At 70.2% G+C, this 19,898-nt stretch carries 19 protein-coding genes and 1 tRNA gene; 10 read left to right on the forward strand and 10 right to left on the reverse strand.

All coding sequences use genetic code 11. From position 1 onward, the window contains the following. The first annotated feature begins 24 nt into the window (after positions 1-24). The 6 genes from DW298_RS04880 (at position 25) to DW298_RS04905 (ending at position 5,863) form a co-directional block, all read left to right on the forward strand. A complete protein-coding gene (locus DW298_RS04880; RefSeq protein ID WP_240745016.1) occupies positions 25-453 on the forward strand; it encodes a hypothetical protein in 429 nt (142 codons plus the stop codon). A 70-nt stretch (positions 454-523) separates the two neighbouring features. Then, the gene (locus tag DW298_RS04885; RefSeq protein ID WP_136041334.1) at positions 524-1,174 is read left to right on the forward strand and encodes a thioredoxin domain-containing protein; all 651 of its coding nucleotides are present in this window, start codon (positions 524-526) and stop codon (positions 1,172-1,174) included. A 152-nt stretch (positions 1,175-1,326) separates the two neighbouring features. Next, complete coding sequence (locus tag DW298_RS04890; RefSeq protein ID WP_136041335.1) at positions 1,327-2,133, forward strand: tyrosine-protein phosphatase; 807 nt, start codon at positions 1,327-1,329, stop codon at positions 2,131-2,133. A gap of 65 nt (positions 2,134-2,198) precedes the next feature. After that, positions 2,199-2,936 (forward strand): hypothetical protein, encoded by a 738-nt coding sequence (locus DW298_RS04895; RefSeq protein ID WP_136041336.1) that lies wholly within the window; start codon positions 2,199-2,201, stop codon positions 2,934-2,936. Positions 2,937-2,958: 22 nt separating this feature from the next. Further along, a complete protein-coding gene (locus DW298_RS04900; RefSeq protein WP_136041337.1) occupies positions 2,959-5,037 on the forward strand; it encodes a DUF2156 domain-containing protein in 2,079 nt (692 codons plus the stop codon). Between the two features lies 1 nt (position 5,038). Beyond that, positions 5,039-5,863, forward strand: a complete 825-nt coding sequence (locus DW298_RS04905) for a nucleotidyltransferase domain-containing protein (protein ID WP_136041338.1) — start codon at positions 5,039-5,041, stop codon at positions 5,861-5,863. Positions 5,864-5,906: 43 nt separating this feature from the next. Here DW298_RS04905 and tet(42) read toward each other — a convergent pair whose 3' ends face one another. Continuing rightward, complete coding sequence (gene tet(42) / locus DW298_RS04910; protein WP_240745017.1) at positions 5,907-7,190, reverse strand: tetracycline efflux MFS transporter Tet(42); 1,284 nt, start codon at positions 7,188-7,190, stop codon at positions 5,907-5,909. A 71-nt stretch (positions 7,191-7,261) separates the two neighbouring features. Between tet(42) and DW298_RS04915 the strand changes: the two genes are divergently transcribed. Continuing rightward, positions 7,262-7,876: a TetR/AcrR family transcriptional regulator gene (locus DW298_RS04915; RefSeq protein ID WP_136041339.1), complete on the forward strand. Its 615-nt coding sequence runs from the start codon at positions 7,262-7,264 to the stop codon at positions 7,874-7,876. A 125-nt stretch (positions 7,877-8,001) separates the two neighbouring features. Continuing rightward, the gene (locus tag DW298_RS04920; RefSeq protein ID WP_136041340.1) at positions 8,002-8,814 is read left to right on the forward strand and encodes an SDR family oxidoreductase; all 813 of its coding nucleotides are present in this window, start codon (positions 8,002-8,004) and stop codon (positions 8,812-8,814) included. A 30-nt stretch (positions 8,815-8,844) separates the two neighbouring features. Here the strand turns inward: DW298_RS04920 and arfB are convergent, their stop codons facing one another. The 4 genes from arfB to DW298_RS04935 all read right to left on the reverse strand — a co-directional run bounded on the left by arfB (position 8,845) and on the right by DW298_RS04935 (position 11,599). Continuing rightward, positions 8,845-9,285: an alternative ribosome rescue aminoacyl-tRNA hydrolase ArfB gene (gene arfB / locus DW298_RS04925; protein ID WP_136041341.1), complete on the reverse strand. Its 441-nt coding sequence runs from the start codon at positions 9,283-9,285 to the stop codon at positions 8,845-8,847. 48 nt (positions 9,286-9,333) lie between these two features. Beyond that, entirely contained in the window at positions 9,334-10,335 is a 1,002-nt protein-coding gene (locus tag DW298_RS04930; RefSeq protein ID WP_136041342.1) for a TIGR00341 family protein, read from the reverse strand. Between the two features lie 114 nt (positions 10,336-10,449). Beyond that, positions 10,450-10,525 (reverse strand) — tRNA-Met (locus DW298_RS19235). 87 nt (positions 10,526-10,612) lie between these two features. Beyond that, positions 10,613-11,599, reverse strand: coding sequence for a WYL domain-containing protein (locus DW298_RS04935; RefSeq protein ID WP_136041343.1), 987 nt, complete (start codon positions 11,597-11,599; stop codon positions 10,613-10,615). Positions 11,600-11,662: 63 nt separating this feature from the next. On the opposite strand from DW298_RS04935, the gene DW298_RS04940 reads away from it, so the two are divergent. Beyond that, positions 11,663-12,709, forward strand: coding sequence for an ATP-binding cassette domain-containing protein (locus tag DW298_RS04940; RefSeq protein WP_136041344.1), 1,047 nt, complete (start codon positions 11,663-11,665; stop codon positions 12,707-12,709). Further along, positions 12,706-13,485 (forward strand): ABC transporter permease, encoded by a 780-nt coding sequence (locus DW298_RS04945; protein ID WP_136041345.1) that lies wholly within the window; start codon positions 12,706-12,708, stop codon positions 13,483-13,485. Before DW298_RS04940 ends, DW298_RS04945 begins: the two co-directional genes overlap by 4 nt. Positions 13,486-13,613: 128 nt before the next feature. Here the strand turns inward: DW298_RS04945 and DW298_RS04950 are convergent, their stop codons facing one another. The 5 genes from DW298_RS04950 to DW298_RS04965 form a co-directional block, all read right to left on the reverse strand. Beyond that, complete coding sequence (locus tag DW298_RS04950; protein WP_136041346.1) at positions 13,614-15,002, reverse strand: DUF6716 putative glycosyltransferase; 1,389 nt, start codon at positions 15,000-15,002, stop codon at positions 13,614-13,616. After that, positions 14,999-15,871 (reverse strand): N-acetylneuraminate synthase family protein, encoded by an 873-nt coding sequence (locus tag DW298_RS19475; RefSeq protein WP_136057611.1) that lies wholly within the window; start codon positions 15,869-15,871, stop codon positions 14,999-15,001. Before DW298_RS19475 ends, DW298_RS04950 begins: the two co-directional genes overlap by 4 nt. A 93-nt stretch (positions 15,872-15,964) precedes the next feature. Beyond that, positions 15,965-17,125, reverse strand: coding sequence for an acylneuraminate cytidylyltransferase (locus tag DW298_RS19480; RefSeq protein WP_136057610.1), 1,161 nt, complete (start codon positions 17,123-17,125; stop codon positions 15,965-15,967). Positions 17,126-17,175: 50 nt separating this feature from the next. After that, positions 17,176-18,522, reverse strand: a complete 1,347-nt coding sequence (locus DW298_RS04960) for a polysialyltransferase family glycosyltransferase (protein ID WP_136041347.1) — start codon at positions 18,520-18,522, stop codon at positions 17,176-17,178. After that, positions 18,519-19,499 carry a glycosyltransferase family 2 protein gene (locus DW298_RS04965; protein WP_136041348.1) on the reverse strand — a complete coding sequence of 327 codons (981 nt, stop codon included), beginning with the start codon at positions 19,497-19,499 and terminating at the stop codon, positions 18,519-18,521. Before DW298_RS04965 ends, DW298_RS04960 begins: the two co-directional genes overlap by 4 nt. Positions 19,500-19,898: the final 399 nt, after the last annotated feature.

The raw sequence follows: 19,898 nt of genomic DNA on the forward strand, positions 1-19,898 counted from the left end.
CGCCGTTGCTAGACTGCGCGGGAAATGCTGCCCTCATCGCTGGATCGGATGCCGCGAGCGCGGGCTGACCGGATGCTGATCGCCCGCGCGATCACCGCCGTCGGCCTCGCGCTCCTGCTCGTGATCGGCGCCTGGTCCAGCTCCCACGGACCGGCCGATGTGCACGCCTCCCTCTGCCTCGCGTCCGGCGTCTCCCCCTCGGCCGGCACCGCAGCCGCCGACGACGGCGCCGACAGTGCGACGACCATCGACGTGCTCTCCTCCGACTTCGGCGTCTGCGTGCTCGCCGTGCTGTGCGGCGTCGCGCTGGTGCTGCTGTTCCTCCGGCTCCGCGGCCGCGACTCCCGGCCCCTCGGCACCCGCATTCCCCGCCTGACGTCGCCGAGCCGCGCCGGCCCGCGCACCGTCGTCCCCGCCCTCTCCCTCACACAGCTCTCGATCTCCCGCACCTGATCTCCGACGCGTGCACCGAGCCGCCTCGCGCGGCATCCACCCCCGTCGTACCCCTGTGTCTGGAGACCCCATGAAGAACTCTGTCAAAGCGACCCTGGTCGCCATCGCCGTCGTCATCGTGCTGCTGATCGTCGGCATCGTGTTCGCCCTCAACCAGAGGGCGAACACCGCGCCACCCGAAGGCGAGGAGCGGCCGACCGTCCGCACCGATTCGCATGTGCTCGACGACGGCGGCGAGGGCGCCGTCACCGTGGTCGAGTTCCTCGACTTCGAGTGCGAGGCGTGCGGGGCGTTCTACCCGATCGTCGAGGAGCTGCGCGGGAAGTTCGAGGGCAAGATCACCTACGTCGTCCGCTACTTCCCGCTGCCCGGACACATCAACTCCACGCAGGCCGCCCTCGCCGCCGAAGCCGCGGCACAGCAGGACCGATTCGAGGACATGTACCACCGGCTGTTCGAGACCCAGGCGCAGTGGGGCGGTCAGACCGAGGAGACCCCCGAGGTGTTCCGCGGCTTCGCCGAGGACCTGGGCCTCGACATGGACGCGTACGACGCCGCGATCGCCGACCCCGCCACCGCGGAGCGCGTGCAGGCCGACAAGAGCGACGGCGAGAAGCTCGAGGTGAGCAGCACCCCGTCGTTCTTCGTCGACGGCCGGAAGGTCGAGCTGCAGGAGTGGGATGACCTCGAGCAGGCGATCGATCAGGCCGTCAACGGCTGAGTCCGCGCGCCTCTGACACTGTCGAAACCCCGGCCTCTCGCCGAGACCCCGCGGTGCGCACCGCAACACGAGGGGGTCTCGGCGAGAAGCCGGGGTCTCGGCTGCGCTCCCGATACGCTGAGACCAAAATCAGGGAGAGGGCCCGGACGACCATGGAACTGACGTCGATTCTGCAGGGGACGCACAACGCTCGAGAGCTCTCCGGGCTCCCGCTCACCGGTGGAGGAACGCTCGCCTCCGGCCTCCTCTTCCGCTCCGACGCCCTCGCAGGGCTCACCGCCGAGGGGCTGCAGGAACTCGTCGACCTGCGGATCGGAACCGTGATCGACCTGCGCACCGATGGCGAGCGCTCCCGCGCGGCAGACCGGCTTCCCGAAGACGGCAGCGTCACCCTGCTGCCGCTGCCGATGCAGGGCGGGGCCATGGACGAGATGGTCAAGCAGCTGCTTCCCGCAACGGCCGGCGCCAGCCTGTCGGTGACCCAGGTCGCCGACGTGCTCAAGCAGGTGCCGACGCTGGAGGGGCTGTACGTGGCGATCCTCGAGGCCAGCGCCGTGCACTTCGCGACGGTGGCGCGCACCGTGCTCGACGCCTCTCGCACCGACCACCCCGGAGTGCTGTTCCACTGCACCGCGGGCAAGGATCGCACCGGTCTCGCCGCAGCGATCCTGCTGTCGGTGGCCGACGTGCCACGCGACGCGATCGTCGCGGACTACACGCAGACGGAGCAGAACCTCGCTCTCGGTTTCGCGGAAGCGCTCACCGGGCTCATCACCTCGCTCGGCGTCCCCCTCACTCCCGCGCTCAAGACGCTCGCGACCGAGTCTCCTGCGTCGGCGATCGAGGCGGCCCTGGACTGGATCGACGCGAACCACGGCGACGTCGCCGGCTATCTGCGCAGCGGCGGCATGACGAACGACGAGATCGCGGACCTCCGCCGGGTGCTGCGCGGCGAGTAGCACCCGGCGCGCAGCGGCACGCTGTCCCCCTGTCGCCGAGCGCTCCCGCGGAGCACAATGACGGTATGAGCGCTGGCTCACCGCCGGACGAGCCGGAGCCGGAACCGGCACCTGTATCGGACCACGAGGTCGAGGGCACACGCGCCGTACCCGCGGAATCGGATGCGGCGCTCGGTCGGCGCGCGCAGATCCTCGCCACCGAGCACTGGGGGCTGCTCGCCGCACGCAGTACGGCGCAGAGCGAGGTGCTCACGCGCATCACGATCTTCCTCACCCTGGTGTCGGCGGGGCTCGTGACGATCGGACTCCTCGGCCAGGCGTCACGCTTCGCGGGCTGGTTCGGCGGCGCTTCCCTCGCCATCCTCGCGTTCCTCACCCTCATCGGGTTCATGACGCAGGTGCGCGTGATGAACGTGTCCGAGGAGGACATGATGTACGTCGTCGCGATGAACCGGCTCCGCGGCGCCTATGTCGATCTCGATCCGCAGGTCGAGGAGATCTTCCTGGCGTCGACGTATGACGACCCGGCCGGGATGAAGCAGACCTACTCGTTTCTCCGGCGCCGCAGCGTGAGCATCCTCCTCGGTAGCTCTGTCATGCTGCTGATCGTCGTGAACGCGTGCGTCGCCGGACTGCTCGTCGGCTGTGCCGTCGTCGCCGCGGGCGGGGCCCTGGGGTGGGCGGTCGGCGTCGGCGTCACCCTGGGGCTGCTGTACGCCGCGGGGTTCATGACCTTCGGCGGCTTCGGCTTCCGTTCGGCCTGGAGTCACTACGTCCCGCGGCGCACGACTCCCGCCGCGTGAACCCCATCGCTACGCTGAGCGCATGACTGCGGAGCGCTCCCCCACGCCCCACCCGGCCGTCGCCGTCGTCCGCCGCATCCCGGCGACGCTGATCATGGTGCTGCTGATCCTCGTCGTCGGCGTGGCCTGGAACGGGCTCTGGGCGCCGTTCGAAGACACGAAGCTGTTCCCGACCGTGGCCTACGGCCTGCCGAACCTCGCCGACGGCAAGTGGTGGACTCCGCTGACCGGCACCTTCTTCGTGAACCAGCCGTGGGTCTACCTGTTCACGATCGCCGGCTTCTGGGGCATGGCCTACCTGGAGTTCCGCCGCGGTTCGCGCGTGGCACTCGCCTACTACTGGATCGGTCAGCTGTTCGCGATCTTCGCCACCGCGCTGCTGCTCCTTGTGCTTTCGCAGTTCCCCTGGGAGTGGGCCACGACCCAGGCGCAGGCACTCGACGTCGGAGCATCCGGTGGGACCATGGCCTGCATCGCCGCCGCCGTCGGACTGTTCCGTCCACCCTGGCGGGTGCGCGGCTGGCTGATCCTGCTCGGCTTCGTGTTCATCGCGATGCTTTTCTGGGGCCAGCTGGCCGACCTCGAGCACCTGCTGGCGGTGCTGCTGATCCTCGCTGTCGACCGCTCACTGCGGGTGCAGCGCACGACCGTCCGCGAGCAGAGACTGATCGCCGTCGTCGCGATCCTCGTCCTCGGCGCGGTCGAGATCATCACGACCCTCCTGCCCACCGATGGTCCGTTCGGTCCCACCGAGCCCGCGTCCGGGGGATTCATCGACCTCGCGATCGACCTCGTCGTGATCCTCGTGCTCGTCAACGGCCTGCGCCGCGGCCGCCGCTGGACGTGGGTGATCGCGCTGCTGCTCGGACTCTTCAACATCCTGGTCGCGGCCCTCGTGCTCGCCCTCATCACGGTCTTCAGCCAGGCGCAAGTCGACTTCCGCTGGGACGGCGAGACCGAGCTCGCCTTGGCGAACGGATTCCTCTGGTTGATCATGCTCGTCTACCTCATCCGGGTGCGCCGGGCGTTCGGGGCCCGACGCCAGACGAAGCTCGGCATCCAGCCCTCCCCCACGACGGAGGACATGAAGAAACAGCTGCGCACGCATGGCGGAGGGACGCTGTCGTGGATGACGACCTGGGACGGCAACAGCTACGCGCGCGTGGCCGGGGGCATCGTCGCGTACCAGCGCCGCAACGGCGTCGCGCTGGCGCTGGCGGATCCGATCGGACCGGCGGATGCTCGCGCCGAGGCGGTGACGGAGTTCGTCCGCACCGCCGAGCAGGCCGGCCTCGTGCCGTGTTTCTTCAGCGCCGACGAGGCCACGCGCGCTGCGGTGCCCTCGACCTGGCGCAGCATCGTCGTGGCCGACGACACGATCGTCGACCTGCCGGGGCTCGAGTTCACGGGCAAGCGGTGGAACTCGGTGCGGACCTCGCTCAACAAGGCCGGCCGCGAGGACATGACCTTCCGGATGACGCACCTGAAGTCCGAGTCGTGGGGCGTGCAGCAGCAGCTGCGTGCGATCTCCGAGGCCTGGGTCGGCGACAAGGATCTGCCCGAGATGCGCTTCACCCTCGGCACGCTCGATGAGGCGGAGGACCCCGAAGTGCGACTCGCGTTGGCCGTCGCACCCAACGGCGACATCGATGGCTTCCTCTCGTGGCTGCCCGTGTACGGCGGCGACGGCGCGGTGCGCGGGTGGACCCTCGATCTGATGCGCCGCCGCGACGGTGGGTTCGGCCCGGTGATGGAGTACCTCATCGGCTCCTCCGCCAAGCAGTTCTCCGAGGAGGGGGCCGAGATCATGTCGCTCTCCGGCGCTCCCCTCGCCCACGACTATCCGCCGGACGCCGGCGTGATCGCCGCGCTGAGCGACCGCCTCGCGGATGCCCTGGAACCGGTCTACGGCTTCGGGTCGCTGCACCGCTTCAAGCAGAAGTTCCACCCGCGCTACGAGACCATGTACCTCCTGTTCCGCGACGAGAGCGACCTCACGAGGATCGGCGGCGCGCTCACGCGGGCGTTCCTTCCGGATGCCACGCTGCGGCAGTTCGCCGGCGCCGGGCTCGAACTCGTGCGCGGCGGCGGGAAAGACTGACATGCTCGATGAAGACCGCCTCCGCTCCATGGCCGACGAACTCACCACCGTGCACGGGGTGCGGGCAGTCGCGCTGGGAGGCAGCCGGGCTCGGGGTACACACCGCCCGGACTCCGACATCGACCTGGGCCTCTACGTCGACGCGGACGTCGACCGTGCCGGCGTCGCGCGCGTGGCGAGCGGCTGGACGGGTGCGCCCGTGGAGGTCGCCGAACGCGGCGGATGGGGGCCATGGGTCGACGGCGGCGCCTGGCTGATCATCGACGGCGTGCCGGTCGACCTGATCCTCCGCGACGTGGACCGCGTGGCGGAGCAGTGCGCCCGCGCGGCGAGGGGTGAGTTCGCCTTCCACACTCAGCCCGGGCATCCGCTCGGGTTCCTCGACGTCGCCTACGCCGGTGAGGTCGCCACGAGCGTGCCGCTGCGCGATCCGGAAGGGCTCCTGGTCGATCTGGCCCGCCGCGTGACCCCTTACCCGGAGGCTCTGCGGCGCGCGCTCCTCGCGAACCTCTGGCAGGTCGACTTCCTGCTGAACGCTGCCCTGAAGGGCGCGAAGTCCGGTGACGTCGCCTACGTGTCGCTGTGCGGAACCACGACGACGATGCTCACCGCCCACGCCTGGCACGCCGCCGCCGGCAACTGGGTCACGAACGAGAAGGGACTCGTGACGAACGTCGCCCGCCTCCCGATCGACACCGGCGGGTTCAGCGCAGCGGCCGCCGCGGCGCTCGGGAACCTCGGGGCTTCCCCCGAAGAGCTGCTCGCATCGATCGCACGGCTCCGGGAACTCCCGCGCCCGGGGGCCAACGCACCGGAGTCCGACTGACGCACCTCGCGCGTCAGTCGGACTCGGCATCCGGGTTGCTCCGTCAGCCCACGGCATCCGCGAGCGCGACCTCGCCGTCTGCGGTGTCATGCGCCGGCCGCTTGGCCGTGTTCGCGATGTGGGCGCGGCTGACGACGATCACGGCGACGATCATGAGCCCGACGCCCAGCCAGTACGGGGCGGCGGGACTGACCAGCGCGTAGAGCCCGCCCGCGATGAGCGGAGCGACCGTGCCCATGGCCGCGTTCAGCGACTGGGTGGCACCGCCGAGCCATCCCTGCTCGTCGTCGCCGACGGCGTTCGACATCGCACCGTCCATCGCGGCCTGCGAGGCCCCCTGGCCGGCGGCGAGCATGAGGGCTCCGACGATGAACACCCACGGCTGGGCGAAGATCGAGGCGACGATCGCGAGGGCGGCCAGACCGATCATCTGCGCGATGATGCCGCTGACGATCACGCCGCGCTCTCCGATGCGCGGGAGCAGGATGCCCAGCAGCACGCCCTGGATGAGGATGTCGATGATGCCGACGGCCGCGGTCAGCAGGCCGATCTGGGTCGGGCCCCACTGGATCGAGTCGAGGGCCAGCACGCTGAAGTTGTTCACGAAGAACCCGAACGGCAGGGCGAGCAGCCCGAAGCCGATCATCAGCCCGCGCAGCTCCTTGCGGCCGAACGCCTCCTTGAAGACGGCGAACGGCTGCACGTCGCGCAGCCTGATCGTGGTGATCCTGTTGCCGGGCTTGAGGCTCTCGGGGAGCAGGAAGATGCTGAGGATCGCGATCGTGAGGGCGACGGCGGCGGTGAGGAAGACGGGCAGCTCGAGGCTCACGGTGGCCAGGAGCCCACCGATCGCCGGACCGACCATGGTGCCGATGCCGGAGAGCGCGCCGAGGATGCCGAAGCGTTTGGCACGCTGCTCGGGCGGGGTGATGTCGGCGAGATAGGCGAACAGTGCCGGGAGGTCGCCCGCCGTCAGACCCTGGATGACCCGCGCGAGGACGAGGACCCAGATCGCACCGCCGATGCCGAACAAGGCCATCGAGAAGGCCGCTCCGAATGCGGCGACGATGATGACGGGTCGACGGCCGAAGCGGTCGGAGAGGCGCCCGAGGAACGGAGCCGCAAGGAAGGCGCAGAGACCGTTGATCGCCTCGAGCACTCCCACCCAGATGGCGAGGTCGCTCTCGTGGGAGACGTACTGCAGCACGACGAAGGGCAGGACGGGGAGGACGACCGTCATCCCGATGACGGTCAGCATCGTCAGCACGATGAGCATGATCCAGGCGCGGTTCTGTTCCCGACGCGTGAGGGTGTTTGGTGAAGTCATACCGAAAGTGTAGCGATACCAGTTTTGGTGTCAAGCCAGTTTTATGGTCAGTTCACGATAGAGTGAGGAGCATGAAGACCCCAGAGCCCCTCGGGCGCCGCGAACGGAAGAAGGCCGCGACCCGCAAGGCGATCTCCGACGTCGCGACGATGATGTTCCTCGAGCGCGGCTTCGACAACGTGAGCATCCGCGAGGTCGCGGACGCCGCCGATGTCTCTCCCACCACCGTCTTCGCCCACTTCCCACAGAAGGAAGCCCTCGTCTTCGACGAGGACGACGAGCAGCGCGACCGGCTCGTCTCCGCCGTGCGCGACCGGCCGGCCGGCAGCACGATCAACCGCGCGATCCACGATTTCTACGCCGCCGAACTCCGCGCGAACGTCGACGAGCACGGCAACGACGTCACCCGCATCTTCATGCGCTTCCTCAATGAGACCCCGGCGCTGCGCGACTACGCGGCGAAGATGTGGCTCCGGCACGAGGATGCCCTCGCCGAGGCCATCGCCGACGAACTCGGTCTCGCCGAGCCGATGGCCGAGATCCGCGTCTACGCCCGGTTCGTGTTGCAGGTGCAGCTGCTGGTGAACGACAGCGACGACCCCCTCGGCACCGTCGACGCAGGGTTCCGGCTGCTCGACAGCGGGTGGGCGCCGATCGAAGCGAAGATCGCCGATTCCACGGATTGATCGGCTTCAGGTGCGACGACGTCGACGAGAGCAATCCCGTAGCGTCGCCGGTCCGTTCCGTCAACCCGATCCCTCGGCACGAACACTGCGCCTACCGTCGAGCGGACAACGACGAGGAGGCGGAGATGTTCGAAGCTCACCACGACAGGAAGCCCCGGCATGCGATCGTGACGGCGGCGGACTCCGGGATCGGTCGCGCCACCGCCGTGGCGCTCGGCGCCGCGGGAATCGACGTCGGCGTCACCTGGCACTCCGACCGCCTCGGCGCGGAGGAGACCGCGGAAGAGGTGCGCACGCATGGCGCCCGCGCCGTCGTCGCACAGCTCGATGTCACCGACATCCCGCGCTCAGGCGAGGTGATCGACGGGCTGATCGCGGAGCTGGGCGGCATCGACGTGTTCGTGAACAACGCCGGAGCGGGCGTGAGCACGCCCTTCCTCGACCTCACCCTCGGCGACTGGAACCGGGTGCTGCTCACCGACCTCACGGGCGCGTTCTTCTGTCTCCAGCGAGCGGCTCGGGCGATGGTGGCCGGCGAGCGCGGCGGCCGGCTGATCTCGGTGACGAGCGTGCACGCGCACCAGCCGATGGTCGGCTCGAGCGCCTATGACGCGGCGAAGCACGGCCTGGACGGACTCATGAAGAACCTCGCGCTCGAACTCGGCGCCCACGGCATCAGCGCGGTGAGCGTAGCGCCGGGCGAGATCGCGACGCCGATGACCGGCCAGACCGACGCCGACCCGCACACGGAGCGTCGACCGGGCATCCCCCTCGGGCGGCCCGGCGATGCCCGAGAGGTCGCCGCCCTCATCGCGTTCCTCGCGTCACCGGAGGCGGCCTACATCACCGGAACATCGCTCGTCGTCGACGGCGGCATGCTGCAGATGGGCCCGCAGGCGGGGGCGAGCATCACGAGCGACGACTGGCGCACGGTCTGACGGCTCGGCAATCCGGCGAGCGGCGGCGCCTCAGTCCTCGCGGGGCCGGCGGCGCAGACTTTTGACGTCGGTGCGGCGCTGCTTGGCCTTCAGTCGGCGTTCCTTCGAGCCCCGACTGGGCTTGGTCGGCCGCCGCGGAGGTGACGGTGGCCGCAGCGCCTCGGCCACCAGCGCGACGAGCCGATCCCGGGCGGCGTCCCGGTTGCGCAGCTGCGCGCGATGCTCGGACGCGGCGATCGTCAGGACCCCGTCCACCAGGCGCCCGCTCAGCCGCTCGAGGAGCCGCTCGCGCTGATACGGGGTGAGTGCCGCGGAGTTCGCCGCGTCCCAGACGAGTTCCGCGCGCGAGTCGGCGGTGTTCACGCCCTGTCCGCCCGGGCCCGATGACCGCGAGAAGCGCCACGACAGCTCGGCCTCGGGGATCGTGAGACCCGACGAGACCCGCAGACCGGGACGATGGGCGGAGGGCATACCTCCATCATCGGGGCTAACGGGGGCCACCGCCGCAGCGAGCGCTGTTCATTGCACGGTCAACTCGGTCCCCTGCCCCACATCGACGATCACCCCGACGTACGAGGGAATCACCTTCGCCATGTCGTCCCGCAGCTCGTCCAGCGGCGGGGTCGACCCGTCGGGGGTCGTGAGGGAGATCGTGGCGGTCAGTCCGCTCCACTGCACGGCGCCGTGGATGTGCGCATCCGGATCCCCGGCGAGCCAGTCGGTCGTCGTGTTCTGGATCTCGACCGACCACCGGCCGACGGCGACGGAGGCGATCGAGTTCGCGGCGAGCGGGATGGCGATGATGAGGCTCAGAGTCGCGACGATCGCGTAGGCCCGGCGTCGATTGGCGGTGGGTGAGGATCCGGGGTCGCGGGCGTAACCGGCCATCGTGAACACGATGCTTCCGGCGATCACCAGGGCGAAGACGTTCGAGAGGAACAGCACGAGCGCGCCGAGGGCCTCTGGCCACTGCCCCTGACCTGCGCAGACTCCGACCACCCCGAGCGGCGGCACGAGGGAGATCGCGATCGCGACACCCGGCAGCACCGCGCTGAGGTCTTTCCGGCACATCGCGAAGCCGCCGGCGAGCCCGGTCGCGAGCGCGGCCATCAGATCCATCAGGCTCGGCGACGTGCGCCCGATCACCTGCGAGTTGGTCGACAGGCTCTCCGGTGTCGCGACGAAGACGGCGAGCGCCAGCCCGAGCGCGACGACGATGCCGACCCCGCTGAGGACCCACAGGATCGAGGACACCACCAGGCGCAGATGCCCCGTGACGATCCCCCAGGCGATGCCGAGGATCGGAGTACCCAGCGGCGCGATGATCATCGCCCCGATCACCGTCGCCGTCGAGTCCGTCAGCACCCCCGCGATCGCGATGACCCCCGACAGCGTGAGCATGATGAGGAATCCGGAACGTTTGCTGAGGGTGTCTCCCGCGCTCAGATTGACTGCGTCGTCCAGCGCCTCGGCTGACAGCCGTTGCGACCGCGGGATCAGTGTCTGCGTCAATCGCGACATGTTCGGGTCCTTCGCCCTGCGCCGGATGCGTTCGTCATAGCCGAAAGCTAGGGGCGCCGGACCACATACGGCAATGGCCGGTCACCCGTGCCGGAGGAGGGTCGGCGACCGGAGTGGACGCGACGGCGGGAGTCGAACCCGCAACGCCATCAGATATGAGCTGAGGCCCGGGACCGCCCGGATCGCCGCGATGGGGATGACGTTACCCGGCCGTGATCTGACCCGCCAGGACCGTTGCCTGGGATAACCCTATGAGTCTGAGGATGACGCATGCCGGTCACCCGGCGTCATCCGGATCCGGGGCGTCGAGGGCGCGCAGCAGCCGAGCGACCGCCTCACGGAGCTCTGCCCGGTGGGGCTCCGCGAGCGCCACCGCGTAGTCGACGCCCTCGGGGATCCACAGCAGCGCGTACATGGCCTCGCGCCAATCGGATCCGCCGAAGGGCCACCGCGTGCGGTCGTCGCCGACGGCCGTCGCGCCCTGCGACCAGGGGCCGAAGCGGTCCTGCATCTCGGCGAGAGGCAGCTCCATCACCGCAGCCGCCTCGACCTTCTGCGGCGACCACGACGAGGCGATGAGCACGCGCTCCTCGATCTCCTCCTCGGTGATGTCACGCCGGGTGAAAAGCACGCGCGTGTGCTCCACCGCGGCGATGCGGTCGACACGGAACGTGCGCCAGTCCGCACGGTCGAGGTCCCAGCCCAGCAGGAACCATTTGCGGCCGGCCGGCGCCAGCGCGTGCGGCTCGATCCGGCGCACGCTCTCCCGCCCCTCGCCGTCGACGTATCGCAGGCGCAGCCGCTCGGTGTCGCGGGTCGCGAGGGCGATCTCTCCCAGCACCTCCGGCGAGACGACCGGACCGTCGCCGATGCGCGGCGCCTGCACCGACGCGGCGAGCGCGTTCACCCGCTGGCGCAGCGCCGAGGGCAGCACCTGCTCGAGCTTGGCCAGGGCCGTGAGCGTGACCTCGGGACCGCCGACGAGCTGCTGGGTGGCGGCGACGCGCAGGCCGATTGCCATCGTGACCGCCTCGTCGTCGTTCAGCAGGAGCGGTGGCACCGCACTTCCGGCCTCGAGGCGGTAGCCGCCGGCGACGCCCGGGGTCGACTCCACCCGGTATCCGAGTTCGCGCAGCCGGTCGACGTCGCGTCGCACGGTGCGCTCGGTGACGCCCAGCCGGGTGGCGAGTTCGGTGCCCGGCCAGTGCCGGTGGGTCTGCAGGAGGTTGAGCAGAGCGAGTGCACGCGAGGTGGTGTCGGTCATGCGTCTCAGATTGCCAGATGATGCGGACAGGATCTGTCCGCATGGCTTTCTACGCTCACTCCCATGAACGAATCCCTCATCGAGACCGAAGGCCTGACCAAGGTCTTCACCGTCAAGAAGACGCCGGTGCATGCCGTGACCGACGTCTCCTTCACCGCCGTGCGCGGCGAACTCGTCGCCTTCCTCGGACCGAACGGTGCCGGAAAGTCGACGACCCTGCGGATGCTGACCACTCTGATCCCGCCCACCTCGGGGAGCGCGCGAGTGGTCGGGCACGACATCCGCACCGACGCGGCCGGGGTTCGCGCCCGCATCGGCTACGTCGGCCAGCTCACGAGCGGCAGCTTCTCGCAGCGCGTGCGCGACGAGCTGCTCAGCCAGGGCGCCTTCTACGGGATGTCGCGACGCGACAGCGCGAAGCGGGCCGACGAGCTGATCGAGTCGCTCGACCTCTCCTCCTTCGCAACTCGCAGCGTGCAGCAGCTCAGCGGCGGACAGAAGCGCCGGCTCGACATCGCCCTCGGGCTCATGCACGCGCCGCCGCTGATCTTCCTCGACGAGCCCTCCACCGGACTCGACCCGCAGAGCAGGGCGAACCTGTGGGAGCACATCCTCGACCTGCGCACGCAGCACGGCACCACGGTCTTCCTCACCACGCACTACCTGGAAGAGGCCGACCGTTACGCCGAGCGCGTGATGGTCATGGACAAGGGCCGCATCATCGCCGACGACGACGCCGCCTCCCTCAAGGCGACACTGGCCGGCGACGTGCTGACCTTCGGATTCTCGGATGCCGCCGAGGCGGCGAGCGCACGTGCCGTGGTGGCCCGTCTCAGCAGCGCCGAAGTGACCGTTGACGGCGAGGCGATCTCGCTCGCCGTGCCGGACGGCGACCGACTGCTGCCGGTGATCGTGCGCGAGCTCGACGCCGCCGGCATCCTCGTCCGCCGCGCGACCGGAGTGCCACCCACGCTGGACGACGTGTTCCTCGCCCTCACCGGCCGCACACTGCGCGACGCCGGCGAAGGAGCGGATGCCGTGGGCGCGGCACCCGAATCCGCCGACACCCCCACCCCCTCAGCGAACAGCACGACAGGAGCCCTCTCATGACCACCACCGACACCCTCGTGCGCCCCAACCTCGCGCGCGACACCCGGAACGTGCTGACGCGTGAGCTCAAGCCCGTGCTCCGCGATCCGTTCACGCTGATCTTCAGCCTGCTGCAGCCGCTCGTCTTCCTCGGACTGTTCGCTCCTCTGCTGATCGGCGACTCGGGGCAGCCGGCCGGCGAGACCCTGGCCTGGTTCGTGCCGGGCGTGCTCGTGATGATCGTGCTGTTCGGCACCGGGGCCACCGGCTCGAACCTGCAGTACGAGATGATGACCGGCTCGCACGAGCGCACCCTGGTCGCCCCGCTCGCGCGCTCCTCGCTGCTGATCGGACGTGCTCTCAAGGAGATCGCGCCGATCGTGGTGCAGGCGCTCGTGATTGTGTTGATCGCCTGGCCGTTCGGTTTCGCGGCCGACATCCCCGGCCTTCTCATCGGACTCGCACTGCTGGCCGTGTTCGGTGTGGGCCTGGGCTCACTGTCGTACTCGCTGGCTCTGGCGACGAAAGACCGGGAATGGCTGTTCTGGGGCGTGCAGCAGTCGCTGATCTTCCCGCTGCTGATCCTCTCGGGGATGCTGTTGCCGCTCGACGATGCTCCGGAGTGGATGCGCGCCGTGGCCTCGGTCAATCCGGTCAACTGGGTCGTGCAGGCCGAGCGGGCGCTATTCGCCGGCGACCTGGGAGATGTGACCGTGCTCTGGGGCTGGGTGTCGGCACTGGCGGTCGCGGTGGTCGGACTGATCGTCGGAGTGCGCGCCATCCGCCGCAGCAACTGATTCGACCCGACGGTGCGCCGCGGCGCGGGGATGCCAAAACCCAGACGCAGCGGCCCGCCGTCGGCGTGTCCGACCTCGACACACGGACGGGAACAGGCCTCGTCTGGTTTTTGGTCGCGCCGGGCGACTCAGCGCCGGATCGAGTCGTCGAACGGGTTCGGCTCGAGCGTGTAGTCGGTCGACGCGTCGGACCAGGTGCCGCCGCCTGCCGGAGCCCGGCGCGTGCGGGCCGCGGCCATCGCGCGGGTGGCGGGAACGCCGATCGCGAGCGCCACTCTCCCCTGCGCCGTGCGATCCTCGGCCCCGAGCACGCTCGCCCGATGCCAGGCCTCGTGCAGGGCACCTCCTCGAGCCGCCGGGACACGCCGCGCCGGCAACGCCCCCGAGCGCCGCAGGGCGACGAGCTGTTCGACCCGCTCCCACCACGTCGACTCCGCCTCGGGATGGAAGTAGTTGTCGCGGAGCCAATCCGGATGCGGATGCCGGAACCGCCCGGCGACGACCTCGCTCCGACCGCCGAGCAGTCCGCTTCCCACGAACACCGTGTTCAGCAGACTCTTGCTCACCCCGAACGAGTCGAGCGCAATCACGGGCACCCCGAGGGCCGTGGCCTCGATCGCGGCGGTCGAGCTCACCGTGACCAGGCCGGCCGCGGTCTGCAATGCGGCGGACATCGAGTCGTAGGAGAACACGAGGTTCTGCGGAAGGCGCGACGGCAGCAACCCCGCGTAGGGCTCGCGTTCGAGGTGCGTCTCCGATTCCCCCGGCCGCGACCGCAGCTTCACCACCACGCGTCGAGCGGGCTCGGCCTCCGCCGCCCGAACCAGCATGGCCGCGATCTCGGCACGCTCGTCCTTCCCGACGGGCACGAGCGCCTGCGCGGCGAACACGATGTCGGTCGCGGGAGGTCGCTCCGCCACCGTCGGAGACGCGCGTTCGGCGACCGCGATGCCACCGCGACTGCCCGCAGCAGCGTCGATCCGCATCCGCTCCGGGCGCAGCATCCGCTGCCGACGCCGGGCGAACGGCAGGGTCGCGAGAGCAACCGGCGTCTGTACGCCGATGCGCCGCCCCAGCTCTTCGAACGCCCGCACCTCACGATGCGAGTGCACCACCAGCAGGTCGGTGTGACGGCGATAGTCGAGCGCTCCGCGCTGCGCGGGGATCGCCATCCCCGGCAGGCCCGAGACGGTGACCGGTCGGTGCTCCAGCGTGTCGATCACCCGCCCCATCAGGCGCACGAACGGTCCGCGCCCCGCGAGCAGGACCACGTCCGGTCGCTGCCCGGCCAGCCAGTCCGCCGCCTCCGCGAAGCCGATGCGGGTGACGTCGTCGGGTCCGAGCGTCGTGCCGGCGAGCGCGGTGCGCTGCTGCTCGGCGCTGGCCGTGAGCGGCGTACGCACGACCAGCAGATGCGGCTGCAGGCCCGGGACCGAGCCCAGCAGGGATGCCGCCCACTTCACGAAGGAGTCGGCGTCCGCGATGGCGACGACGCGGATGCCGGGGGCGTCGGTCATGCGGAGACGCGACGCAGCTTCGCCATCGGCGCGCGCTCGCTGTCGAACACGCGCTTGACGCCGTCGCCGGTCGCCCGCTCGATCACCCGGATGTCGCGCACGAGGTGCTCGAGGCCGGTCGGCTCGAGGGAGGCGGCGTGGTCGGAGCCCCACATCGTGCGATCGAGGGTGATGTGACGCTCGACCGCGACCGCACCGATCGCCACGGCGGCGAGCGAGATCTGGAGGCCGCGCTCGTGCCCCGAGTAGCCGACGGGCACACCGGGGTAGCGGTCGCGCAGGGTGGCGATCACGCGCAGGTTCGCCTCTTCGGGCTCGAGCGGGTAGGTCGAGGTCGCATGCATGAGGACCACGCGGTCGGTGCCGAGCGTGTCCAGCGCCCGGTCGATCTGCTCGATGGTCGACATGCCGGTCGAGAGGATGACGGGCTTGCCGGTCTCGCGCAGACGGACGAGCAGCTCGGTGTCGGTGAGGCTCGCCGAGGCGACCTTGTGCGCCACCACGTTGAGGTCCTCGAGGAAGTCGACGCTCGGCACATCCCACGGCGACGCGAACCAGTCGAGGCCGAGCATGGTGGCGTGGTCGCCGATCTCGACGTACTCCGCGCGGCCGAACTCGACGCGACGACGGTAGTCGAGGTAGCTCATGACGCCCCACGGCGTCTCGCGCGGAACATCGCGCATGTGCTCGGGAGTCGAGATCTCGGGCGTGCGCTTCTGGAACTTCACGGCGTCGGCACCGGCGCGGGCCGCGACATCGATGAGCTTCTTCGCGATGTCGACATCGCCGTTGTGGTTGAGTCCGATCTCGGCGATGACGTAGGCAGGACGCCCGCCGCCGATCACTCGTGAGCCGATGCTGACAGTCATGATTCCTCCGGTCGTCGAGCGCTGGTGCAACCCCTCCCTCCTGACTACGGGGCCAGAGTGAACACCGGGCGACGGCCGGGTTACCGGCATCGGTCAGCTCGACAACACCCGTTCGATCAGCTCCCGCACCGCGCCCTCTCCTCCCCGGCGGCGGAGTACGACCCTGGCCTCTTCGATGACGAGCGGATGCGCGTTCGCGACCGCGACCGGCCACCCCACGATCCGCAGCGCCGGGAGGTCATTGACGTCGTTGCCGAGGTAGGCGATGTCGGCGAGGGGCACGTCGTTCTCCCGGGCCCACTTCCGCAGCGCCGTCTCCTTGTCATCGATGCCGTGCAGGACCGGCACGCGGAGTTTGTCGGCACGAGCGCGGACGACCGGGTTCACCTCGGTCGACAGGATCAGCAGGGGAACCCCGGCGCGGCGCAGCAGGGCCACGCCCATCCCGTCCTCGCGACTGACCCGCACCCGTTCCCCGCCGTCGGCATCGATGATCGCGGTGTCGTCGGTGTGCACGCCGTCGAAGTCGGTCACGACCGCCCGCACCGGGATGCGCTCTGGGACCTCGTGCAGGGTCGCGAGAGCGCGGGCGACCCGGAGCTGATCCGCATCGTCGATCTCGATCGCCGTCCACTCCGGCACCGCCGCGATGCGGACCCTGCCGAAGAACCGATGCCGGCTCTCACGGAAGCCGTCGGCGCGGAACACGTAGAAGGCACCGGTCTCGAGGTGGTGCGGCTCGCGGTCCTGGCGCCGCGGGCGGTGAGCTGCTTCATGGTTGATCGCGACCGCGGCGCCGTCGGCATCCTCCCGCCACAGGAACCCGTAGGTCTCGTGGGCCGCGAACACGCTGTCGGCCCGGTCGGCGCGGATCTCCTCGACGGCCGCGGCGAGCGGGTCGCTCGGGATGAACGGAGAGGTCGCCTGCAGGAACGCCACGATCTCCACGCGTTCACCCTGTGCCTCGAGGTCGTCGAGGGCATGCAGGATCGCGCTCTCCGAAGTCGCGGTGTCACCGGCGAGCTCGGCGGGTCGCCGGATGACGCGGGCGCCTGCCGCGGTCGCGACCGCCGCGATCTCGTCGTCGTCGGTGGACACCACGACCAGGTCGATGCCGGATGCCGCGGCCGCGGCCCGGACGGCGCGCTCGACCAGCGGCACTCCGCCCACCCGCTGGAGGTTCTTGCGCGGCACCTGCTTCGACCCGCCGCGCGCCGGGATGATCGCCACCGTGAGGGGCTGCTGCTCGTCCATGTCGTTCATCCTCGCGTCATCGCGTCATCGCGTCATCGTCGTCGTCATCGTCATCGCCCGCGCAGCGCCTTCCAGGCACGGCCGACGCGTCGCCGGGCGCCGAGGGCGTTGAGCCGCCACTCCTCGACCCTGCCCACTCCCCCGGCGGGGCGCAACGCCCGACGCGCGGCGCTCTCCCGCGGCGCCCCCGGCAGCCGCAGCTCCGCGAGCCGTCGCGGCGCGAAGTACCGATCCCGCTCGACCGGGTCGAGGCCCCGCAGCAGTTCTTCGGCACGAGCGCGCAGGTGGGCGGCGTTCTCGGGCTGCATCGCATAGCCCACCGCGTCGACCAACAGCTGCAGCCGGTCGGGGTCGTCGTAGGGCGAATCGTCACGGGTGAGGGCGTCGACCAGGGTCACGGGGATGCGGTTGCTGTTCTCGAACGGCGTCAGCGCCGCCAGCATCCGGTCGTTGCCCGCCGATCCGATCGCCCGGCCGAAGAGCGTGTGCACGGTCGGCAAGGCGGTCGAGAATCCGGCGACGACGGCCAATGCGTCGAGCCGTTCGGCCAGCAGCTCCGCCGCGAGCGGGCCGCGATACTCTACGAAGTCGATCCCGTGCACGTGCGCCCGATCGCGGACCGCCGCGGTCACCAATGGCGGCGCAGCGGGGTGCGGCTTGAAGACGATGCGCTGCGGAGACCATCGCGCGGCGCGGTCGATCAACTGCTTCTGCAGGTCGATCTCCGCGGCGGGGGTCATGAGTCCGAGCGCCGACAGGTATTGGCCGAGGACCAGCACGCTGGGCACGTCGTCATCGGCGCCTGGCCCTCCGGCATCCGTCTCTCGCAGCACCGCCGCGAACGCGGCCGGAGGAACCGGGACGACCTCGGCTCGCGGCGACCCGACGAGCGGCCGCACCCCCGGCACCACGTCCGCATGGACCACTCGTTCGATGCGCGCCGCGACCGCATACGGCAGCCGCACGCGCATCGGCGAGTACGTCATGAGCCCATCCCCCATGATGGTGATCCTCGCGTGCGGGAACAGCGCCATCAGAGTGCGGGCCGGTGCGACCTGGGGGCTCTGCACGAAGAGCTCCAGCTCTCGCGGATCGAGTCGCCATGCCCGCTCGAACAGCCGCTCCAGCATCGGGAGGTCGGCCTCGGCAGGTTCCCACCCGCTCGGATGCAGCGGACCGAGCAGCTCCTCCAGGGGCTCGACGCGATCGAACCGCGTGCGCAGCGGTCCGAGCACGGGGTCGTCCGCGATGCCGACCGCCGTCTCCGGCACCCGGCTCGAGGTGAACGGCGCGAGGATGCGCTCCGCCCCACCGTCGTGGCCGAGGAGTCCGGCGTCGATCGCTGCGGCGGCTGTCGCGAGCCCGTAGGCGCTGTGCAGCGCGAAGAGCTGAGTCATACCGACCGCCCCGCCTGCCGGAGAACCCGCGCCAGCACCCGTCGGCGCGGCCCGTCGAAGCGGGTCAGGGTCTCGTCGAGTTCGGCATCCGGCAGGCGACGGAGCATGTCCCGGATGCCGCCGCGCATCTCGGCACGCAGCCGCGGGTGCATGCGGCGAGCGCGCACCAGGTGGTGGGAGCTGAGCGCGAGCGCGGTCCACACGACCTTCGGCAGGAAGCGCTCCGCCTCGGGGTCCTCCTCGACCACGGCGATGACCTCGTCCATCGCCCGGGCGAAGTCGAGCTGCCGCCGATCCCTCGCCTGCGTGAGGGAGGTCGCGACGCCGCGCCGGTACAGCAGCGCGGGCGCGTCCACGACCGCGAACGACCGTGCGCGAAGGTGGAGCCGCCAGATCCAGGGACGGTCCTCCGCCGTGAACAGCCCCTCCGGGAACTGCGCCAGTCCGTCGTCGAGGACCCGTCGGTGGAAGACACCCGCCCATGCGTAGGGGTAGTCGACCATCGTGGATTCGTTCTCGGGCAGGATCGCCTCGCGCGGCACGACCACGCGTTCGCGCCACGGGTGCGGGGCGCGAATGAGCGACCGGTGCGTACCGGTGACCGTGACGTGGTCGGTGCGGAGGAAGTCGCAGTCCAGCTCGCGCAACCGTGACACGAGTACCTCGAGCCGCCGCGGCTGCATCCAGTCGTCACCGTCGAGGAAGCAGAAGGCATCACCCTCGACGCGTTCCAGGCCCTGGTTGCGGGCGGTCGCGAGGCCCCGGGCGATGGGGTTCCGGATGACCTCGACGTGCGGGAGCCGCTCCGCATACGCGCGCATGAGCGCTCCCGTGTCGTCGCGCGAGCCGTCGTCGATCGCGACGAGCTTGAGTGCCGACGCATCCTCGAACTGACGGGTGAGTGTCTCGAGCGTCGTCCCGATGTACTCGCCGGCGTCTTTCGCGGGCAGGATGACGGTGACGAGGGGTGTGCGCACGGAACTCCAGGGACTGGCGGTGTTCCGGAATCGTGCCAGGTCGCCGTTGCCGGACGGCGACGCGAAGGTGAACGATCGGTGTCCGCACACGACGCAGCCTCGTGGTGGCAGTGAGGTGTGGCCCCGTACCCGAACGGAGCCACACCTCCCAGTGCTGCGCACTGCCGAACGCGGAGCGTTCGGGGAGCAGGGCCGCCGATGGCGACCCCACCCGCCACGAGCCCTGCTGACCCCCATCAGCCGGACTCGGGACGTGTGACATCGTCGCGTTCCCTCCCCCCAGAGATACCCGCGACGACACGTAACATGATACATGTCGCATTTCGTGAAGCTGTACGTAGGCCGAGATACAGGACACGAGTCGCGACGGTGTTCGCGAGGACACGTCCCATCGGGGAC

It is taken from the genome of Microbacterium sp. A20 (genome assembly GCF_004794515.1).
Lineage (GTDB): Bacteria > Actinomycetota > Actinomycetes > Actinomycetales > Microbacteriaceae > Microbacterium.

Excerpts from the sequence above, each read along its gene's own strand:
- DW298_RS04915 (WP_136041339.1), top strand. The coding sequence starts at position 7,262 with ATGAAGACCCCAGAGCCCCTCGGGCGCCGCGAACGGAAGAAGGCCGCG.
- DW298_RS04920 (WP_136041340.1), top strand. The coding sequence starts at position 8,002 with ATGTTCGAAGCTCACCACGACAGGAAGCCCCGGCATGCGATCGTGACG.
- DW298_RS04900 (WP_136041337.1), top strand. The coding sequence starts at position 2,959 with ATGACTGCGGAGCGCTCCCCCACGCCCCACCCGGCCGTCGCCGTCGTC.
- DW298_RS04895 (WP_136041336.1), top strand. The coding sequence starts at position 2,199 with ATGAGCGCTGGCTCACCGCCGGACGAGCCGGAGCCGGAACCGGCACCT.
- DW298_RS04905 (WP_136041338.1), top strand. The coding sequence starts at position 5,039 with ATGCTCGATGAAGACCGCCTCCGCTCCATGGCCGACGAACTCACCACC.
- DW298_RS04885 (WP_136041334.1), top strand. The coding sequence starts at position 524 with ATGAAGAACTCTGTCAAAGCGACCCTGGTCGCCATCGCCGTCGTCATC.
- DW298_RS19480 (WP_136057610.1), bottom strand. The coding sequence starts at position 17,125 with ATGGACGAGCAGCAGCCCCTCACGGTGGCGATCATCCCGGCGCGCGGC.
- DW298_RS19475 (WP_136057611.1), bottom strand. The coding sequence starts at position 15,871 with ATGACTGTCAGCATCGGCTCACGAGTGATCGGCGGCGGGCGTCCTGCC.
- DW298_RS04960 (WP_136041347.1), bottom strand. The coding sequence starts at position 18,522 with ATGACTCAGCTCTTCGCGCTGCACAGCGCCTACGGGCTCGCGACAGCC.
- DW298_RS04935 (WP_136041343.1), bottom strand. The coding sequence starts at position 11,599 with ATGACCGACACCACCTCGCGTGCACTCGCTCTGCTCAACCTCCTGCAG.
- DW298_RS04890 (WP_136041335.1), top strand. The coding sequence starts at position 1,327 with ATGGAACTGACGTCGATTCTGCAGGGGACGCACAACGCTCGAGAGCTC.
- DW298_RS04940 (WP_136041344.1), top strand. The coding sequence starts at position 11,663 with ATGAACGAATCCCTCATCGAGACCGAAGGCCTGACCAAGGTCTTCACC.
- DW298_RS04930 (WP_136041342.1), bottom strand. The coding sequence starts at position 10,335 with ATGTCGCGATTGACGCAGACACTGATCCCGCGGTCGCAACGGCTGTCA.
- DW298_RS04950 (WP_136041346.1), bottom strand. The coding sequence starts at position 15,002 with ATGACCGACGCCCCCGGCATCCGCGTCGTCGCCATCGCGGACGCCGAC.
- arfB (WP_136041341.1), bottom strand. The coding sequence starts at position 9,285 with ATGCCCTCCGCCCATCGTCCCGGTCTGCGGGTCTCGTCGGGTCTCACG.
- DW298_RS04945 (WP_136041345.1), top strand. The coding sequence starts at position 12,706 with ATGACCACCACCGACACCCTCGTGCGCCCCAACCTCGCGCGCGACACC.
- DW298_RS04880 (WP_240745016.1), top strand. The coding sequence starts at position 25 with ATGCTGCCCTCATCGCTGGATCGGATGCCGCGAGCGCGGGCTGACCGG.